Source organism: Tannerella sp., from assembly GCF_052170195.1.
Classification (GTDB): domain Bacteria; phylum Bacteroidota; class Bacteroidia; order Bacteroidales; family Tannerellaceae; genus Tannerella.
Map to the genome: position 1 here is coordinate 26,402 of NZ_JBQNAZ010000027.1, position 17,045 is coordinate 43,446.

The following is a 17,045-nucleotide window of genomic DNA, read 5'->3' on the forward strand; positions in this document are numbered from 1 at the left end:
AAAATTAGCAGATTTGCAGATGAAAAGATTGCGGAATTCGGAATTAAGATTTCGGATTATCCCAGATTACTCGATAGGAACTTTTTGGTTTAGATTGATGGGGTAATCCCATAGTCCGATGAACCATTTTCGTCGTTTTTTAGTAAGTGCTATTTTTAGTTTGAGCGTATCGCCAGTCCTTTCAAAATATACACCAATGGCAATGGTTCTGTAACGCAGCGTAGATAGTGCTTTTTGCGTTTTTTCTTGCAGAACAAATAGACGGAACAGCGACATTAAATTGTAGGCTATCATCGAAAAAATCAAGGCAGCTTTGAGTTGCATAAAAGTCCTTCATATTAAAACTTTCCGCTCCAAAATCCTGTTTCAACTCTTTTATTCTGTTCTCAGCATCTCCACGCATACGGTAGGTACGCCAAACATCAACCATTGAGCAGGCTTGATTGGCAAACTACCGAAGAATCAACATCTATCGCAAAGAGGTTAATAATCAAACTTTAAAAAAACAAAATAAGCACGATTAGAGTCTTGGGTAGGTTATGATCGTAAATGGAAAGAATGACGATACACGAGGAATAGCGTCTGTTCTTCAGTGCTTGAATCGGACACTGATCAGTACTTCTGACGGGCGGAGACGTTCGGTGTACATGACCGTGTTGATCGTATTGTATCGGGTGGTGATATGCTCTTTGCGGTTTAACAAATTCGTCCAGTCTAAGCTGATGGCTATATGTTTGAACGCATAGTGAATACCTAAATCTGCAAACAGCAGATTCGAGGCTGATGCATTAGGGGCTTTGTTATAGAAATGTTGTAAGTTAAGCGTGAAAGAGAGTTTATCGGTAGCGCCAAAGAACGTATAGAGTCGATGCTCGACGAGAGGAATATAGGTAAGGACAGGTTGACGATTCACACTGATACCGGAAAGAGAGGCATCCATTGTGTAATCGAAATTTATTTTTGGGCTTGCGTTCCATCTCAGTGACGGCTCGACACCAAACGAATGGTTGATATAGTCGTAATTCGTTCCTTGCTGTTCGATGGATGAACCGGATCGGTTGTACGACAGACTGAGCCCGGCAGTAAGGGATATTGCCGGAAACAGCTTGCTTACCGATAAGCGGTTTGTCCAAGAAGAGAACGTTCTGTCACGCGCTTCCTGTCCATAGAACGCATACATATCGCGGATAAAACTTACGGGTATCAGGTTATCATTGTATTGTGAATAAATTATATTATAATTCAATGTCATAAATTGTGAGAACGTTTTATATATTGCGTTTGCGTCAATCGTTTGCGAAGTGTTGCGCTTCGGTTGATCGATGCCGCGCGAAAAGGTGTTATAGCGTGTCATCACATAGCCTGTTTCCATCCCGTCAAGATCGCCGTAGCGGAGGTCGCGAGAATAGCCTGCACTGAGTTTCACCCCACTCTGTGAATCAAATATGACACGCATGTGCGGATTGATGTATGTGTGTCGGTTTCGTCGACCCGAATAATCCGTGTGCAGAGAATTGACAGCGATAGAAGTACGGATGTTCCATTTTCCGTAGATGAATCGATACGAGGGTTGGGCGTAGAATCTGCACGATCGCCATTGTAGGTCGTTCGCGTAACGGCCTGCCACTTCGGGGCGCGGTGTCAGTTGACTCCGCATACGTTGCCATGTAAGGATGCCACCCATTGTAAGATCGAACGTATGATGGCGTCGCGTATATCCTGCCGTCGCGTATGTATGGCTGAAGGCCTCGTCGAATGTTACCGACTGTTTTGCAGCCTGTACACCGAAGAGCGGTAGCGTATCTGTTGACTCAATGGTAAGTTGTTGTGGCAGACGTGTATATTCCGTCTCGTTTTCCACGCCCAGCGATACGTTGCCGACAAGACGGGAAAACGATGTCTTGTTTCTTAGATGTATACGTGGCAACGCCATTTGCTGTGTCATCTGATGACGAGGAGCCTTGATGTCTGCTGCAATATCTTTCCAATGTACGTTAGCCGTCAGTTTTTCTTCGAGGTAATAGGTCGACTTATTAGCCTGAAAAGTCAGTTCGGTTTCTGTCTTGTGCCAGTTCGCTGCCTGAGATGTGTAATCGCGCAAAATGACGGGAGGGTGTTTTTTGAAATGATACGCCGTTTCTATGCTTCGCTCACGTTCTTCGCGCTCGTATCCGTAGTTTATGTTCAGTCGTAGATCCGTATCTGCAGCTGTGCGCCGCAAGTGATTGAGGGAGATAATAGAGCTTGTGTTGAAGCGTGCGCGATCGCGTACAAACAGATCTGCAGACGACCGGATGGGCCAGAAACGGTCTGAAGGCCCCTCATCTTGGCCTAAAACGAACACCTTGCCTCTTGCACCAAGCGAATGCAGTTTCAACTCCTGAAAAATATCTGTTCCCGTATTGTCGATTTTTCCTACGATGAGCGTCTGATTCTTTTGAGCAAAGCGTGCCGATGTTGCGGTAGCATTGTAGAGCGGTGGCCATGCACCCAGACCGAAATCAATCGTGTATAACCATCGGGAGCGTGCTCCTTCTTTGAGTTTGATATTTAACGCTGCTTGTTCCGAATTACTTCGTCCACGCATCATCTTGATCGGTTCGTGATTCTCGTAGACCTGTACGGTAGCGATGTCGGACGGAGGGCGAAAGGTTCTTTGTGGCCAGCGAATAGCGACGCTCTAAAAGATTCATATCCTCGATATAAAAGCGATTGATGGGTTTGCCGTCGTACTTTACTTGGCCGTCTTTTCGCACCTCAATGCCCGGCATGCGTGCCAGCACATCGGCCAGCGAACGATCCTGCGGACGGATGAAGTTGGCCATGTAATAGTTGATCGTATCGCCTTGCCGACGAATAGGAAACGAAGTGATCTTAACCTCCCGTAAAGGGGTGGTCGATTCTTTGAGAGCGATATCGAATATTTGCAGACGGGATGGAATCTTCTGTTTGAACGTTTCGTAGCCTACGCACGAGGTAGAGATAAGGTATGTTGGCCGCTTCTCGTCAGGATAATCGATGGTATAGAGACCATTCTCGGCCGAGAAAGCATAGGCCAAGATATTAGACCCATTCTCACTCATAAGCATGACGTACACATTCGGTACCGGTTGATCTGTTCGGACGTCCTTAATCCGCCCCGTGAGCGACTGTTGCGCTACAGTCATCGTCGCAATGCACAAAGCAAAGAACCATATGGAGTATCGCCTTAAATAATTCATCGTGTACGTTTCTCTTTGAGCATATTATTTGTATAGAATCTATTGTTTGGATTATGAAAATGTTTGGCTGGAATATATTCTGCTGAGGTATTTCGTCTTATCAATGCGATGAAATTTCACTTTCGAGGTCAAACGTTTTGTCTTTTGGATAAAACTATCTATAAACAGAGTAAAACCGATTATTCATCTCTTATTTTTCCAGCGGAATATAATCTTTCCTTATTTTATGGGTAACAGGGCTGCCATCCTGATTGCTCATATGGATATTACGCCCGAATTCGATACGTGAAAAAGCCGCAAAATCTTCGTTGAATGTTTTCTCGTATTGTTGGTACGTTTTCTTGGTAATATGCTTGTATGCTTCGCCTGCATACGTCCCTTTTTCTGTATCGAACTTATGATGGACATAAATAATAGGCGTCGGCGACGATTGTTTTTCAAAATTATTCAGTTCGTAGCGAAAATATCCTTCTTTATTTTCGGCCCTTACAATCAATCCCGGGAGTCCCCATAATTTCCAAGGGCCTTTGTTTATCGGGATATCTGTCGTGAAATAAACTTCCCATTCGCGCCCCAAATACTGGGTCGTTGCGCGTCGGCAAGAATAGCCGACAAGGGTCATGGTGTCGTCGAGCATCGTCCATTTCGGCATTACGAGCGGTTCTTCATACATATATCCATAAAGAACGTACTCCGTAGTAACACGTATTTTCTTTATATCTTGCAAGATATAATATCTATGGGGAGTGCCTCGTTTATAACCTCTCGCAGCCTCTATGCCTCCTTCGGGAGATGAATTCTTCACCATTGCCGCATGACGGATAGAGTCTCTCACTTCCTGGTTACGACTGTAAAACTTGGACACTTTTTGTCCCATATCAAGATACATTAAATCACTTTTGGCATACTCGGTTTGATTCGGGCGAGTCTTATACGAAAACGTATAGACTGCGCGAAACACGGTATCGTCAAGCTTTTCCTGCGACAGTACATTGCAAAATGAAACTGCCGCAAAAAGAAAAATAAGCATCTGCTTTTTCATCATTCTTTTCTTTAAGAACTTTCTTGTTTTACTTAATCTCCGTCGCAGAAAGACTCCATCATATCAAGATAATCTGCGGCAACATCAGAATCGGAGAAGGCATTATCACAAACCGTAATGCCTTGACAAAAACTGACAACACACTGTTTTTCGACTTGCGCCTGCGTTGCAGGGCTACTGTTAACCGATACTGCTCCGGTTACCGTCACTAAGCCTAAGGCAAAAATAAACTTCTTTATCTTATTGCTATTTTGCATATTAATATATACAAAGTTTGAAAAAAGAGAAGATGTGCGCAAATATTTTTATATGTTGTACAGCATGTTGATTTATTTCCTCCCCCCTCCGGTCAATGATTACAGATAGTCTACCTGCGTTCTTTTCAGGAAGGCGACCGGCGGAACTCCATGCCGTGCGCCGTGACGAAAGCCTCACGGCCGGAAATGCGCTGACAAAATTTGATGATTTGTGCCTTGATGTTGTCGAGTGAGAGGTGGGTGGCGACAGCTTCCTTACTTTTGCCTTGTCGCCCTTCCCATACCACTACTCCTGCGGATGCACTAAAATCGTCGTTCTTCTCCTTTTGAACAGAGGAAATAACCCGGCTTTGGGGGCATGATTTGACAACTATTCTTCTGCTATTATCCGCGTATTTCTGCGCTATGGCAGATAAAGACGGAACTTCTGCGATTTTACACCCTATCAAATTAGTAATCAACTCAAATTATATTAAACTTCCATTTTTCTGCAAATATTACAGTGATTTTATGTATGTTTGCAACACGAATTTTAAATTAGAGAACGATGAAAAAGATTGGGTTACTGATATGTGTGCTGGCAATAGCACTTACATCGTGCGAAGGTCCGATGGGCCCTCCCGGAAGAGACGGAGAAGCGCTGAACTGGAAAATCGTATATTATACGGTGAAAGCCGGAGACTGGAAGCTACTTGGAAAGAAGGACGCACTCGGTTCACATTTTATGTATGAGTTCAAGGAAGATGCTCTGACCAAAACGATTTATAAGGATGGAAAAATTGTCGGCTATCTGATACAGGATGAAGGAAAGAGTTCGGAAGTACAGACTCCGTTGCCTTATACCATCCCGTTGGGAAAAGAAGCGAACGGCAAAACGGAATTATGGTCTGAAATCTATACGTTCGACTTTATGCCCGGTTCCATTGCCTTCCATTTATTCTACAGTGATTTTTACACCGGCAATCCTCCGCCGACATGCACGTTCCGCATCGTCATGAACTGGTAAGACGATGACAGACGGCTCATTCGAGATGATCGCCAAGACGCTCTACGGGTTAGAGGATATCTTGGCTGAAGAATTAACGGCGCTCGGCGCCGAGAACGTGCAGACGGGGCGACGCATGGTATCGTTCACGGGCGATAAAGCCATGCTCTACAAGGCAAACTTTCATTGCCGCACGGCGTTACGCATTCTGGTGCCGATCGCCCGGTTTCGTGCGAACAACGCCGACATGGTATATCAGGAAGTGAAACGGATCGAATGGGAAAAGTACCTCTCTCCCGAGAAAACATTTTCGGTCGATGCCGTAATCTATTCCGAAGACTTCCACCACTCCAAATTTGTGGCCTACCGCACCAAAGATGCCATTGCCGACTACTTCAGCGAGCGCGTGGGAGAACGGCCGTCCGTGCGTTTGAGCAACCCTGACCTGTGCATCAACATTCACATCTCACACAAAGACTGCACGCTGTCCATCGACAGTTCGGGCGAGAGCCTTCACAAGCGAGGCTACCGGACGACACAAGGCGAGGCTCCTCTCAACGAAGTGCTTGCCGCCGGCATGATCCTGAAAACAGGATGGCGTGGCGCGTCGCATTTCGTCGATCCCATGTGTGGATCGGGCACCCTGCTGATCGAAGCGGCCATGATCGCGCTGAACATCGCCCCGGGCGTCTACCGCAAAGGCTTTGCCTTTGAACGATGGCCCGACTTCGACCGCGACCTGTTCGACGAGATATACAACGACGACTCCTCCGAACGCGAGTTTTCGTTCAAATGCTACGGGTCGGACATCTCGCCGTTAACCGTCAAGAAAGCCGAAAAAAATATCCGAAGCGCGGGGCTGGCAAAATACATCGAATTGCAGACGCTGCCTTTTCAACAATTCACCGAAGCGCCGCAGCCGGGTATCCTCATTACGAATCCGCCTTATGGCGAACGCATCACGCCCGATAACATCAGCGAATTGTACAGTATGATCGGCGAACGGCTGAAGCACGTATTCACCGGATACAGCGCATGGATACTCAGCTACAAAGACGAATGTTTCGATCGTATCGGATTGCGTCCCAAACACAAAATAAAACTAAGGAACGGCGACCTCGAGTGCGAGTACCGATGCTACGAGCTGTTTGCCGGAACGAATAAAGCCTACAAGAAAGCTGAGGGCGAAAGAAAAAAAGCAGCGCCTCGGGCAATCGCCGAAAAGCAAAACCGAAAGGAAATGGCTTCGGGCAATTACCCGAAGAGAGAAAACAAACTGAAACGGCCTTCGGGCGATTACCCGAAAGCAGAAAACAAATGGAAACGGTCTTCGGACAGTTACCCGAAGAGAGAAAACAAACTGAAACAGCCTTCGGGCGGTTACCCGAAAGGTGAAAACAAACTGAAACGGCCTTCGGGCAGTTACCCGAAGGGCTACCGAAATATTTCGGAGCCGTAAAAACCGTACAGGGACGTCAGAAAAAAGACGAACGACATGAACTCAACCCTAAAAAACAAACCGATGAAAAAAATTTACGTATTGCTTTGTCTCGCATTATTCGCAACGCAAATGAGCGCACAGGAAAAAACACTAACATTTCAAGACCTGATACCCGGCGGAAGAAATAACCATCGATTCGTGCCGAAAAACATCCGGCAACTTCAATGGTGCGGTGATTTTTATACGTATGTGAAAGGTGACAGCCTGCTGATGGCTAAACCGACAGACGACTCCGAGCAAGTCGCTTTCACAGCTGCCCGGCTAAGCGACCGGCTCGTTGCAGCCGGTCTGCCCGAAATTTCGTCCATGCCGGCGTTCTTCGTGCCGGATGCTTCCGTGCCCGTGATCGCTTTCCAGTACAAAGGGAATCGGGTGCATTACGACCTGCGGAACGGACAGGTCGCGGCGAAGTATACACTGGATCAGGCAGGCAGTCGTTGGGAATACGACAAGGCAAACGGACGCATCGCATTCACACGCGAAAACAATGTCTGTATTCTTTCGCCCGACGGTACGACCGAAACGGTGACGAATGAGACAGATAAAGGCATCGTTTGCGGCACAGCCGTGCACCAAAACGAGTTCGGTATTCACAAAGGGCTCTTCTGGTCGCCCGACGGTGCGGCGCTGGCTTTCTATCGCATGGACGAAACCATGGTTACGGATTACCCGATCGTACATGTCGATGCACGCATCGCGCGAGCCGAGCCGTTCAAATATCCGATGGCCGGGATGAAAAGTCACGAGGTAACGGTCGGCATCTATCATCTCTCTACGAAACAGACCGTCTGGCTGAAAACCGGTTTGCCGAAAGAGAAATACCTGACAAATATCGCTTGGAGCCCCGACGCGAAAAGCATTTATCTGGCCGAACTGAACCGTGGACAGGATACCTGCCGACTGGTACGATACGACGCCCGTACCGGACAACGTGAGGCGGAGCTTTTTGTCGAAACGAACACGCGTTACGTCGAGCCGCAAGCGCCCGTGCTGTTTTGTCCCGGTAACCCGCGTCAGTTCGTCTGGCAAAGCCAGCGGGACGGATTTAATCACCTCTATCTTTACGATACCGACGGTAAACTGCTCAAACAACTGACTTCGGGGCGATGGATCGTAAAGGAAGTCCTCGGTTTCGATGCCAAAGGCAAAAATCTGTTCTTTACCGCCACGGCACCGCGTGACGCCCATTCGCAGGAAGACGGAAGCGCACTCGAGACCTACGCATGGCGACTGCACATGAAAACCGGCAAACGTGATTGCCTGACCGAGAAGAAAGGTATACACGGTGTTTCAGCCAACGCGACATATACTTACCTGATCGACCGGGTTTCGTCGCCGCAGATACCGCGCGACATCGACCTCGTGCGCATCAATGACCGACGGACGGTAAAATCTCTCCTGTCAGCCAAAGACCCTTTCGCAAACTACGATATGCCGACGATCCGAACCGGCACGCTCACAGCGGCCGATGGCAAGACTCCACTGCATTATCGCCTCGTGACGCCTCCGGGTATGGACGAGACGAAAAAGCACCCGGCCATTATCTACGTCTACGGAGGCCCTCACGCGCAGCTCGTCACCGGCGGATGGATGAACGGCGTCGGCGGTTGGGATCTTTATATGGCGCGTAAAGGATACGTGATGCTCACGATCGACGGGCGCGGATCAGCCAATCGCGGATTCGAATTCGAGAGCGTGATTCACCGGAACCTCGGCGAAGCGGAAATGGCCGACCAGATGAAAGGGGTCGAACTGCTTAAATCGTTGCCCTATGTAGACAGCGAGCGTCTCGGCGTACACGGCTGGAGTTACGGTGGATTCATGACGACCAACCTGATGCTGACGCATCCCGACGTGTTCAAAGCAGGCGTAGCCGGAGGTCCGGTGATCGACTGGCACCGCTACGAAATCATGTACGGTGAGCGGTATATGGATCACCCGAAAGAGAATCCCGAAGGGTATGAGAAGGCGAACCTGCTACGCAAAGCCGGCAATTTAAAAGGGCGTCTGCTGCTTATTCACGGCACCACAGACCCGGTTGTCGTTTGGCAGCATAGCCAGCTCTTTCTGAAAGCCTGTATCGATGCCGGCACATTCCCCGACTACTTCGTCTACCCCGGTCATCCGCACAATGTCATCGGCAAAGACCGCCCGCATCTCTACGAAAAGATAACGAGGTATTTTGAAGATCGTCTTTAAGAGCAATGCCGTCGGATAAAAACAAATTGAAAATTGTAGAATTGCAAGGTTTAAACAGGTTCTTAATCTTCTATTTATAAGCCTCTTTCAGGAATATATTGAGATGATATGCCGGATTTATTTGTCGAACGAGAGGTAAGGTTTGAGGCGCTTCCGGTCTGCATCGGTAAACTCTTCCGTAAGCGTCAGATCGTGCCATCCGGTAAGGCCGCCTTGCTGTCTGCGCAAACGCACCATTAGCTTTGCCTGACGATAATCGATATAAGGATGACGACGCAGCGAATCTTCCGGCAGACGATTCACGTTCAGTTTTCGTATCCGTGTCGGATCGACCGTAAACCATGGTGCCAATGCCGTGTACTTTTCTTCATCGATCCCGTATACTTCCGCCAATTGAGATACATCGGCATACCCACCCAATAAGTTACGGTATTTGACGATGCGTTTAGAGAACGCGGGGCCGATGCCCGGTATTTTCTGAAGGTCGGTCGTATCGGCAGTATTCAGTTCGAGGGTGGAGCCCGCAGGAAGTTTTTGGGATCGGGGGTATCGCGGACGCGTATCGGTCAATCGTTTGATACGCTCGCCGGTGGTTTCATGTGTTCGAGATACGGCAGGTCGCGCTCTGCTGAAAGACTGCCTTTGCGACTGTGCGGTCTGATCGTCAGGCTGACCATCAGGCGTGTTTCCGGGCAGCATCCGACGAACGGATGTCGTATCTCCATGTGTCGGCTGTTCCTGATCCGATGAAGGACTTTTCAGCAGCATGATGATACCCGCCAAAGCAATCAGACAGAGCAGTACGATTAACCCTCGCCGTTCACCTCGTGAGAAATAAAAGAAATCACGCCAGCCCAATGTGCTTCCTCCTTCAATGTTTCACTTTTACGATGTCTCTCTTGCGGGGAAGCTACACGTTGAAACGGTAGTGCATAATGTCTCCGTCCTGCACGATGTATTCCTTTCCTTCCACGTGCATCTTTCCGGCTTCTTTCACGGCTGCTTCCGAGCCATATTGGATATAATCATCGTACTTGATGACTTCGGCGCGTATAAAACCTTTTTCAAAATCGGTGTGGATTACACCCGCGCATTGCGGCGCCTTGCTCCCTTTGCGGTACGTCCATGCACGTACCTCTTCCGGACCGGCTGTCAAGAATGTTTCCAGATCAAGCAACTTATAAGCCGCTTTGATCAGACGATTTACACCGGACTCTTCAAGGCCAGCCTCGGCCAGGAACATCTGTCGCTCTTCGTATGTATCGAGCTCCGCAATCTCACTCTCTATTTTTGCTGCCACGACAAGGATGTCTGCCCCTTCGTCTTTTACAGCCTCGCGTACCTGCTCTACATAGGCATTACCATTCACGGCGCTTGCTTCATCGACATTGCAGACGTACAGTACAGGCTTGTCGGTAAGCAGGAATAGCTCGCGGGCCACTTTTTGTTCATCTTTCGTCTCGAACGATACCGTGCGCGCATTCCGGCCCTGCTCAAGAGCTTCCCTATATCTGACCAGCACCTCATAGGCGAGCTTGGCTTGCTTATCTCCCCCCGTTTGGGCTTGTTTCTGTACTTTCGAGATACGACTGTCGACCGTTTCCAGATCGCGGATCTGAAGCTCGGTATCGATAATTTCCTTGTCGCGTACGGGATTAACACTTCCGTCTACATGCACAACATTGGGATCGTCGAAGCAACGTAGTACATGAAGGATGGCGTCCGTCTCACGGATATTCGCCAAGAATTTGTTTCCCAGCCCTTCTCCTTTACTGGCGCCTTTCACCAGGCCGGCAATGTCGACAATCTCGACCGTCGTCGGAACAATCCGTGCCGGATGCACTAACTCAGCCAACTTGCTGAGTCGTTCATCAGGGACGGTGATCACCCCCACATTGGGTTCGATGGTGCAGAACGGAAAATTAGCCGCCTGCGCTTTCGCATTCGATAAACAGTTAAATAACGTCGACTTTCCCACATTCGGTAGTCCCACAATGCCGCATTGTAATGCCATAATGATACGAATTTATTTTTATGATAAAAGGACAAAGATAATGCAAAGCCCTATGTAGCGCAAATTTTTTATGAATTAGCACGATGGAGAAGAATTTATTTTGAATAAAAAGTTTTTTTTAGCAGAAAATATTTGCAAATAACAAATATTCGTTATTTTTGCAGTCGATACTTTTCAAGAGAAAGTAAGTTGATACACATGAAAATTTATTTGAAAGTGCGAATAGAAGCTGTGTAAATAAAAAATCAATTTGTCCGGAAGCAATAAAATCGGATGTATGAATTGAGCAAAATGAATGTATGTTGTTTTTTTAAAATTAGTAGAGTATGAAAAGAAAACTAAAACTGTTTTTAGCCTTGTTCTTTATCGGAATAGGCGTAGTAATGGCTCAGACACAGGTGCGAGGCACGGTGACGGACGAGAATGGTGAGCCCGTTATCGGAGCGTCGGTAGTGGTAAAGGGCACGACGGTCGGTACCGTGACGGATATGGACGGGAAGTTTGCTTTGCCGGAGGTGCCGAGTTCAGCAAAGACATTGATGATCTCGTATATCGGAATGGTTACACAGGAAGTAGCGATTGCACCCAATCTCCAAGTTGTTTTGAGAGGTGATACGAGAGCATTGGAAGAAGTAGTGGTTACGGCCATGGGAATCTCTCGTTCTAAGAAAGCGATTGGTTATGCTGCTCAGGAAGTAAAGGCTGAGGATCTGGTTAAAGCACGTCAAACCGACTTAAACAACGCATTAGTAGGTAAGATCTCAGGTATCCGCTTTGTGGGAGGTTCCGGCTCCAAATTTGATAGTGGTAAAATTTATATTAGAGGAACCAGTTCGTTGACTTCTGCTACTGGGTCAGAACCGATCTACGTCGTGGATGGGGCTATCACGAATCCCAACTCCATCAATATGGATGATGTGGCGAGTATCAATGTTTTAAAAGGGCCTGCCGCTACCTCTCTCTACGGATCTCGTGGAGGAAATGGAGCCGTCATCATTACAACCAAAAGTGTTGACAAGGGTAAATCTGAAATAAATGTTAGTCATACGTTAGCATGGGAAAAGGCTTATTCTCATGTAAATGTACAGAAAGAGTATGGCGGAGGATATTTGGGAGCTACGGCTGAGTTACCTACCTTCAAATGGGAAGATACGATGCCTGATTACTTGAAGCAGTTTGATGGTCGATTGATGTATGACTATGCAGATGATTCAAGTTGGGGACCTAAATATGCGGGACAAACTTATATGCCCTGGTATGCATGGGATCCAACCGATCCTCGCTTCGGACAACAAACCGAATGGAAATTCGGCATGGATATTAACGATTTATATCGTACAGGGATTGCGAATACGACCAACCTTTCTTTTGCAAAGGCCGGAAAGGGATACAATACGCGTATCTCATTTACAAATGTCGATAAGCAAGGTGTGCAATATAACAGTGACGCCGTTCGCCGTTACCTCTCGATCCGTTCTTCTTTTGACGTTACGGAAAAATTGAACGTAACGTTGGACTATAAATATACGTATCGGAGAAATCATAATGCCGCAACAGAAGGATATGGAGAGTTTGGTAATTTCTTGTATTCTTACTTGCAATGGGGAAATACGAACGTAAATCTTGCAGATTTGAAAGATAACTATACACGTCCGGATGGTACATTCCGCACATGGAATATCACAAGCCCGAGCGATCTGACTCCTGCTTATCACTGGAATCCGTATGCATTAATGAATGAGGTGAACAACACCACAACTTACCAGTGGAATGTTTTCAGTGGTACGGCTGAGTATAAAATTCTGGAAAACCTGAAGATCGGAACGAATGTAAACGGCAATATCCGGAATATGATAGAAGAAGGCAAGCGCCCGCTGAATCTCGGGAAAACAGCGGAATATAAACAGAGTCAAAATGCATTGATAGATATTCAGGTACAAGGATTTTTGAAGTATAATACCCGTTTTCTTGCGGAGCGTCTTACATTCGACGCCGCTGCTTTTATCGAAGAGAATAATTATACCTATAAAAAAGTGGGCGCTTTTACTCGTGACGGACTGTTCCTGAATAAGTTCTGGAATATATCAGCTTCTGTTGGCAAACCGGGAGGAGAGTCGGAGTTGATTCATTATAAGACCAGAAGTGTATTCGGTACAGCAACATTAGGCTTAGATGATACGTATTATCTGGATATGAACCTGCGTAACGATTGGAGTTCGACTTTGCACCCTGATCACAACAGCTATCTTTATGGTGGATTGAGTGCCTCAGTCATGATGAGTAATTTGATAAAAATTGATTGGTTAAGTTTTTGGAAGCTGAGAGCATCTGCTGCGCAGGTAGGTTCAACGATGGATGCTTATCGTGTGTATCCGATCTATATAACGGATTGGGATCATGGTTTTGTACGTAAATACGGAAATCAAACAACGATGATTCAAAGTCAGAACTTAAGAAATCCGGATATCAAGCCTACCATCTCTACTTCTTACGAAGTGGGAACCGAATTCCGCTTGTTTAATAATCGTTTCTGGGGTGATTTTAACTTCTATAATCGGGACTCGAAAAATCAGATTATCGACCGTAACGTAACGCCTGCGAGCGGATATAGAACTACAAAAGTCAATGCCGGATTAATCCGTAACCGGGGCGTTGAACTGACGCTTGGGGGGACGCCGATCAGAACAAGGGATTTGCAGTGGACAGTGAATTTTAATATTTCGAAAAATAGAAATACCCTCGTTGAATTGATTAAAAATGATAAAGACGATGATCCTTATCAAATCTGGTGGACCAAGTTTTATTATCCTATTTCCATCAATGCTCGCGAAGGGCAACCTATCGGTATTATACAAGGAAACGACTGGAAACGCGATGAAAAAGGCAACTTGATATTAGGGAAACTCCCCGATGGTCATAAATTGGGAGATGTCCGCCCCTATTGGGATGACAAAAACCAAGATCAGGATTTAGGTATTGCTCAACCGGATTTTACAGGTGGTTTCTCAACATCGCTTAATTTTAAGGGAATTACATTGTCTGCCGTCTTGGATTTTTCAAAAGGTGGAAGTCTTGTTTCATATACCAATTATTGGGGACACGGATCGGGTATCTTAAATACTACCACTGGTTTGAATGATCGGGGAAAACCATTACGTGATCCGGTAAAAGACGGAGGAGGTATTCACCTGAAGGGTGTGGATAAAGATGGCAATCCACTGGAAGGTTATTTTGATACACAGACCTACTATCAAAGTTTTTATCCTCGGGTGTGGGCTCCATCGGTCTATGATGCCTCTTATGTTAAACTGAGAGAAGTGTCTCTGGGTTATGAGTTTCCGAAGAATCTTTTAGAGGCCTCTAAATTAGGTGTAAAGGCCGCTAGTCTCTCATTTATCGCACAGAATCCTTGGCTGATTTATTCGGGAACACCGAATATTGATCCTTCGGAAACGAGCGGAGCTCGTCGCGGCTATGTAGAAGGAGGCCAATCGATTTCGACCCGTTCTTACGGGGTAACAGTAAACCTTACATTTTAACTTACGATAAAAGATTAAGAAATATGAAAAATAAAATAATATATTTATGTGTTTGGATCGGTATTTTTTCTTTCTCAGGCTGCTCTGATTTTGGAGATATCAACATAGACCCGAATAATCCGTCGCAGGCCGATACCCGATTCTTATTTGCTCGTGCGATGCAGGGAGTAACGAGTGCAGTGTTTACAAGCGCCCCGGCTCCAAGTACCGACACCTATGATCCGTTTAGCCAGTTATATCCCCAATACCTTGCAGAGGCTCAAAATATCCAATATACCGAATTTGGAATTGTGGATTTTAACATGGGTATTTATTATTATACGTTCCTGCGCAACCTCCAGCTTATCATTGCCATGAATCAGGATGAGAAGCAGAAAGCAACCGAATTTGTCATGGGTATGGGTTCCAATGCAAATCAGATCGCTGCCGCAAAGACATTGGAAGCTTTTTATTACATGCACATGACGGATATAGTAGGCATGATCTATTTTTCTGAAGCATTACAAGGAGATCAGGGAAATTTTACACCGAAATTCGATTCTCAGAAAGATATCTATACGGCTTTGGATGCGAAACTTAATGAAGCATATACCATGTTTAACGAAAAAGAAACATTCGATGCCACGTATGATCTTTTATATGGAGGTAAAATCGCCAAATGGAAACAGCTCAACGCTTCGTTACGTATGCTTATGGCCATTAAACTTTCGGATGTAGAGCCGGAAACGGGAAAAGCGCGATTTGTTAAAGCCTATAACGATGGAGGTATCAAAACAAATGAGTCCAATTTAAGATATCGTTATTTAAATGAAACAGCGAATATGAATCCTCTGTATGATAACATGGAAGTCAGCAAGCGTAAAGACTTTGCTCCTGCCAAGACGATCATCGATGCTTTAATTGCACATAAGGATCCTCGCACTTTAAGTTATGGCGTTCCTAATCCTCAAGGAAAATATGATGCTGTTCCTTTCGGAGTGGCCAGAGCGAATATTTCTGCATATAAAGGAAAAATTGTGATGTTGAATCCGAAGGTGTATGCCATGGATGCGACCATTACGATTATCTCTGCCGCCAGGATGTTGCTTGTGGAATCAGAAGCGGCTGTGAGAGGTTGGATTACGGCGGATGCTGCGGAATTGTACAAAAAAGCTATCAAAGCGTCGTTTGAAGAGAAAGATTTTAAGAGCGATATAGCCAAATATGAAAACAGCGACCCTGAACTTCTCAAAAAGTTACAGGATGAATATGGATTCATAACGAATGTGGATGAATATGTAGCCCAGGCAAATGTTGCTCTGACAGGAACTATGGAAGAGAAAATTGCAAAGATCGGTATGCAGCGCTGGATGAATGGTTTTATGGAAGACGGTATTGAAGCTTGGTCTGACTGGAGACGATTGAATATACCGAAGTTGACTCCGGGTGAAGCGGCAGCGGGAACAATTAAGCATGTTCCTTATCGCAGATACTATCATTTGGGTGACTATGAGGTCAACAAAGAAAATTACGATGCTGCCATAGCTGCTCAGGGACCGGATAATTTCGAAACACGAGTATGGTGGGATACGAAAGATAACGATTGAATAAAATACTGATTTACAAACAATAAAAAGGACTGCTCCAACATAAAGCAGTCCTTTTTTTCGCTAAAATGTTTCGTCCTGAAATAGTATCGCGCTAAAGTTTAACCCAAATTACGCGATACACTGTTCGGCGTTTACCATTAATAATGGATGTGCGAATGTACAACAATGGTTACGTCAGACTTATAGCCCTTCGCCGAGATGCGATGCCTTTTTCCCCAACGCTTCGCTTCCGCTCTTCCCCCTTTGAAGGGGTAACATCCCCCTTCGCTTCGCTCTTCCCCCCTTTGAAGGGGGGGAGGGGGGATGTTCCTCTGCGTTCGGTCTTTTGTCATTCAGAGCGAAGCGATGAATCTCCTCCTTTTCCCCGCGAGATTCCTCACTGTGTTCGGAATGACAAGAGGAGGTGTTCGGAATGACAAAGGGGTATCTAAATCAATATTCATTCAGGCTTACAGCCCTCCGCCGAGATGCGATGCCTTTTTCCCAACGCTTCGCATTGGGCTGAATTATCTCGCCCTTTCAAGGCTGTTTTTCAATGGTTAATTGTCAATGATTAGTGGTTATTTGCCGGGTACATGATTCGGCGTGTACCACGCATAACCATTAACCATTGTCCGAAAGGGCTGAAAGCCCGAATTATTTCGTCACTCCTTAACAATTGATTTTTTTGAATAAAAAGGAATAAAAGTATATTTTTT

The 17,045-nt window shown here is 46.1% G+C and carries 11 protein-coding genes and 2 pseudogenes; 5 read left to right on the top strand and 8 right to left on the bottom strand.

The genetic code is table 11. The features are described 5' to 3' along the window. Positions 1-66: 66 nt before the first annotated feature. From ACTTKA_RS08335 to ACTTKA_RS08360, 6 genes and pseudogenes are all read right to left on the bottom strand, one after another. Positions 67-451, bottom strand: a pseudogene (locus ACTTKA_RS08335) (transposase); the annotation flags it as partial. Positions 452-589: 138 nt separating this feature from the next. Continuing rightward, positions 590-2,590: a hypothetical protein gene (locus ACTTKA_RS08340; protein ID WP_442724671.1), complete on the bottom strand. Its 2,001-nt coding sequence runs from the start codon at positions 2,588-2,590 to the stop codon at positions 590-592. Next, on the bottom strand, positions 2,571-3,221 hold the full coding sequence (locus tag ACTTKA_RS08345; RefSeq protein WP_442724672.1) for a hypothetical protein: 651 nt from the start codon (positions 3,219-3,221) through the stop codon (positions 2,571-2,573). Before ACTTKA_RS08345 ends, ACTTKA_RS08340 begins: the two co-directional genes overlap by 20 nt. Positions 3,222-3,411: 190 nt before the next feature. Further along, entirely contained in the window at positions 3,412-4,266 is an 855-nt protein-coding gene (locus ACTTKA_RS08350) for a GLPGLI family protein (protein WP_442724673.1), read from the bottom strand. A gap of 29 nt (positions 4,267-4,295) precedes the next feature. Continuing rightward, positions 4,296-4,520 carry a hypothetical protein gene (locus ACTTKA_RS08355; RefSeq protein WP_442713150.1) on the bottom strand — a complete coding sequence of 75 codons (225 nt, stop codon included), beginning with the start codon at positions 4,518-4,520 and terminating at the stop codon, positions 4,296-4,298. 158 nt (positions 4,521-4,678) lie between these two features. After that, positions 4,679-4,789: pseudogene (locus ACTTKA_RS08360) on the bottom strand (integrase); the annotation flags it as partial. Positions 4,790-5,067: 278 nt separating this feature from the next. Here ACTTKA_RS08360 and ACTTKA_RS08365 point away from each other — a divergent pair. The 3 genes from ACTTKA_RS08365 (at position 5,068) to ACTTKA_RS08375 (ending at position 9,205) form a co-directional block, all read left to right on the top strand. Next, positions 5,068-5,526, top strand: coding sequence for a hypothetical protein (locus ACTTKA_RS08365; RefSeq protein WP_442724674.1), 459 nt, complete (start codon positions 5,068-5,070; stop codon positions 5,524-5,526). Between the two features lie 4 nt (positions 5,527-5,530). Further along, positions 5,531-6,964: a THUMP domain-containing class I SAM-dependent RNA methyltransferase gene (locus tag ACTTKA_RS08370; RefSeq protein WP_442724675.1), complete on the top strand. Its 1,434-nt coding sequence runs from the start codon at positions 5,531-5,533 to the stop codon at positions 6,962-6,964. A gap of 63 nt (positions 6,965-7,027) precedes the next feature. Continuing rightward, on the top strand, positions 7,028-9,205 hold the full coding sequence (locus tag ACTTKA_RS08375) for a DPP IV N-terminal domain-containing protein (RefSeq protein ID WP_442724676.1): 2,178 nt from the start codon (positions 7,028-7,030) through the stop codon (positions 9,203-9,205). Positions 9,206-9,322: 117 nt separating this feature from the next. Here ACTTKA_RS08375 and ACTTKA_RS08380 read toward each other — a convergent pair whose 3' ends face one another. Together ACTTKA_RS08380 and ychF are read right to left on the bottom strand one after the other, a co-directional pair. After that, complete coding sequence (locus tag ACTTKA_RS08380) at positions 9,323-10,063, bottom strand: helix-hairpin-helix domain-containing protein (protein ID WP_442724677.1); 741 nt, start codon at positions 10,061-10,063, stop codon at positions 9,323-9,325. Positions 10,064-10,115: 52 nt separating this feature from the next. After that, complete coding sequence (gene ychF, locus ACTTKA_RS08385) at positions 10,116-11,219, bottom strand: redox-regulated ATPase YchF (RefSeq protein WP_442724678.1); 1,104 nt, start codon at positions 11,217-11,219, stop codon at positions 10,116-10,118. A 326-nt stretch (positions 11,220-11,545) separates the two neighbouring features. On the opposite strand from ychF, the gene ACTTKA_RS08390 reads away from it, so the two are divergent. Continuing rightward, positions 11,546-14,758: a SusC/RagA family TonB-linked outer membrane protein gene (locus ACTTKA_RS08390; protein WP_442724679.1), complete on the top strand. Its 3,213-nt coding sequence runs from the start codon at positions 11,546-11,548 to the stop codon at positions 14,756-14,758. A gap of 23 nt (positions 14,759-14,781) precedes the next feature. Further along, a complete protein-coding gene (locus ACTTKA_RS08395) occupies positions 14,782-16,344 on the top strand; it encodes a SusD/RagB family nutrient-binding outer membrane lipoprotein (protein ID WP_442724680.1) in 1,563 nt (520 codons plus the stop codon). The last annotated feature ends 701 nt before the right edge of the window (positions 16,345-17,045 follow it).

What these genes read in the sequence shown, in the direction of transcription:
- ACTTKA_RS08370 (WP_442724675.1), top strand. Translation starts at nt 5,531, where the DNA reads ATGACAGACGGCTCATTCGAGATGATCGCCAAGACGCTCTACGGGTTA.
- ACTTKA_RS08345 (WP_442724672.1), bottom strand. Translation starts at nt 3,221, where the DNA reads ATGAATTATTTAAGGCGATACTCCATATGGTTCTTTGCTTTGTGCATT.
- ACTTKA_RS08390 (WP_442724679.1), top strand. Translation starts at nt 11,546, where the DNA reads ATGAAAAGAAAACTAAAACTGTTTTTAGCCTTGTTCTTTATCGGAATA.
- ACTTKA_RS08395 (WP_442724680.1), top strand. Translation starts at nt 14,782, where the DNA reads ATGAAAAATAAAATAATATATTTATGTGTTTGGATCGGTATTTTTTCT.
- ychF (WP_442724678.1), bottom strand. Translation starts at nt 11,219, where the DNA reads ATGGCATTACAATGCGGCATTGTGGGACTACCGAATGTGGGAAAGTCG.
- ACTTKA_RS08375 (WP_442724676.1), top strand. Translation starts at nt 7,028, where the DNA reads ATGAAAAAAATTTACGTATTGCTTTGTCTCGCATTATTCGCAACGCAA.
- ACTTKA_RS08350 (WP_442724673.1), bottom strand. Translation starts at nt 4,266, where the DNA reads ATGATGAAAAAGCAGATGCTTATTTTTCTTTTTGCGGCAGTTTCATTT.
- ACTTKA_RS08365 (WP_442724674.1), top strand. Translation starts at nt 5,068, where the DNA reads ATGAAAAAGATTGGGTTACTGATATGTGTGCTGGCAATAGCACTTACA.
- ACTTKA_RS08340 (WP_442724671.1), bottom strand. Translation starts at nt 2,590, where the DNA reads ATGATGCGTGGACGAAGTAATTCGGAACAAGCAGCGTTAAATATCAAA.
- ACTTKA_RS08355 (WP_442713150.1), bottom strand. Translation starts at nt 4,520, where the DNA reads ATGCAAAATAGCAATAAGATAAAGAAGTTTATTTTTGCCTTAGGCTTA.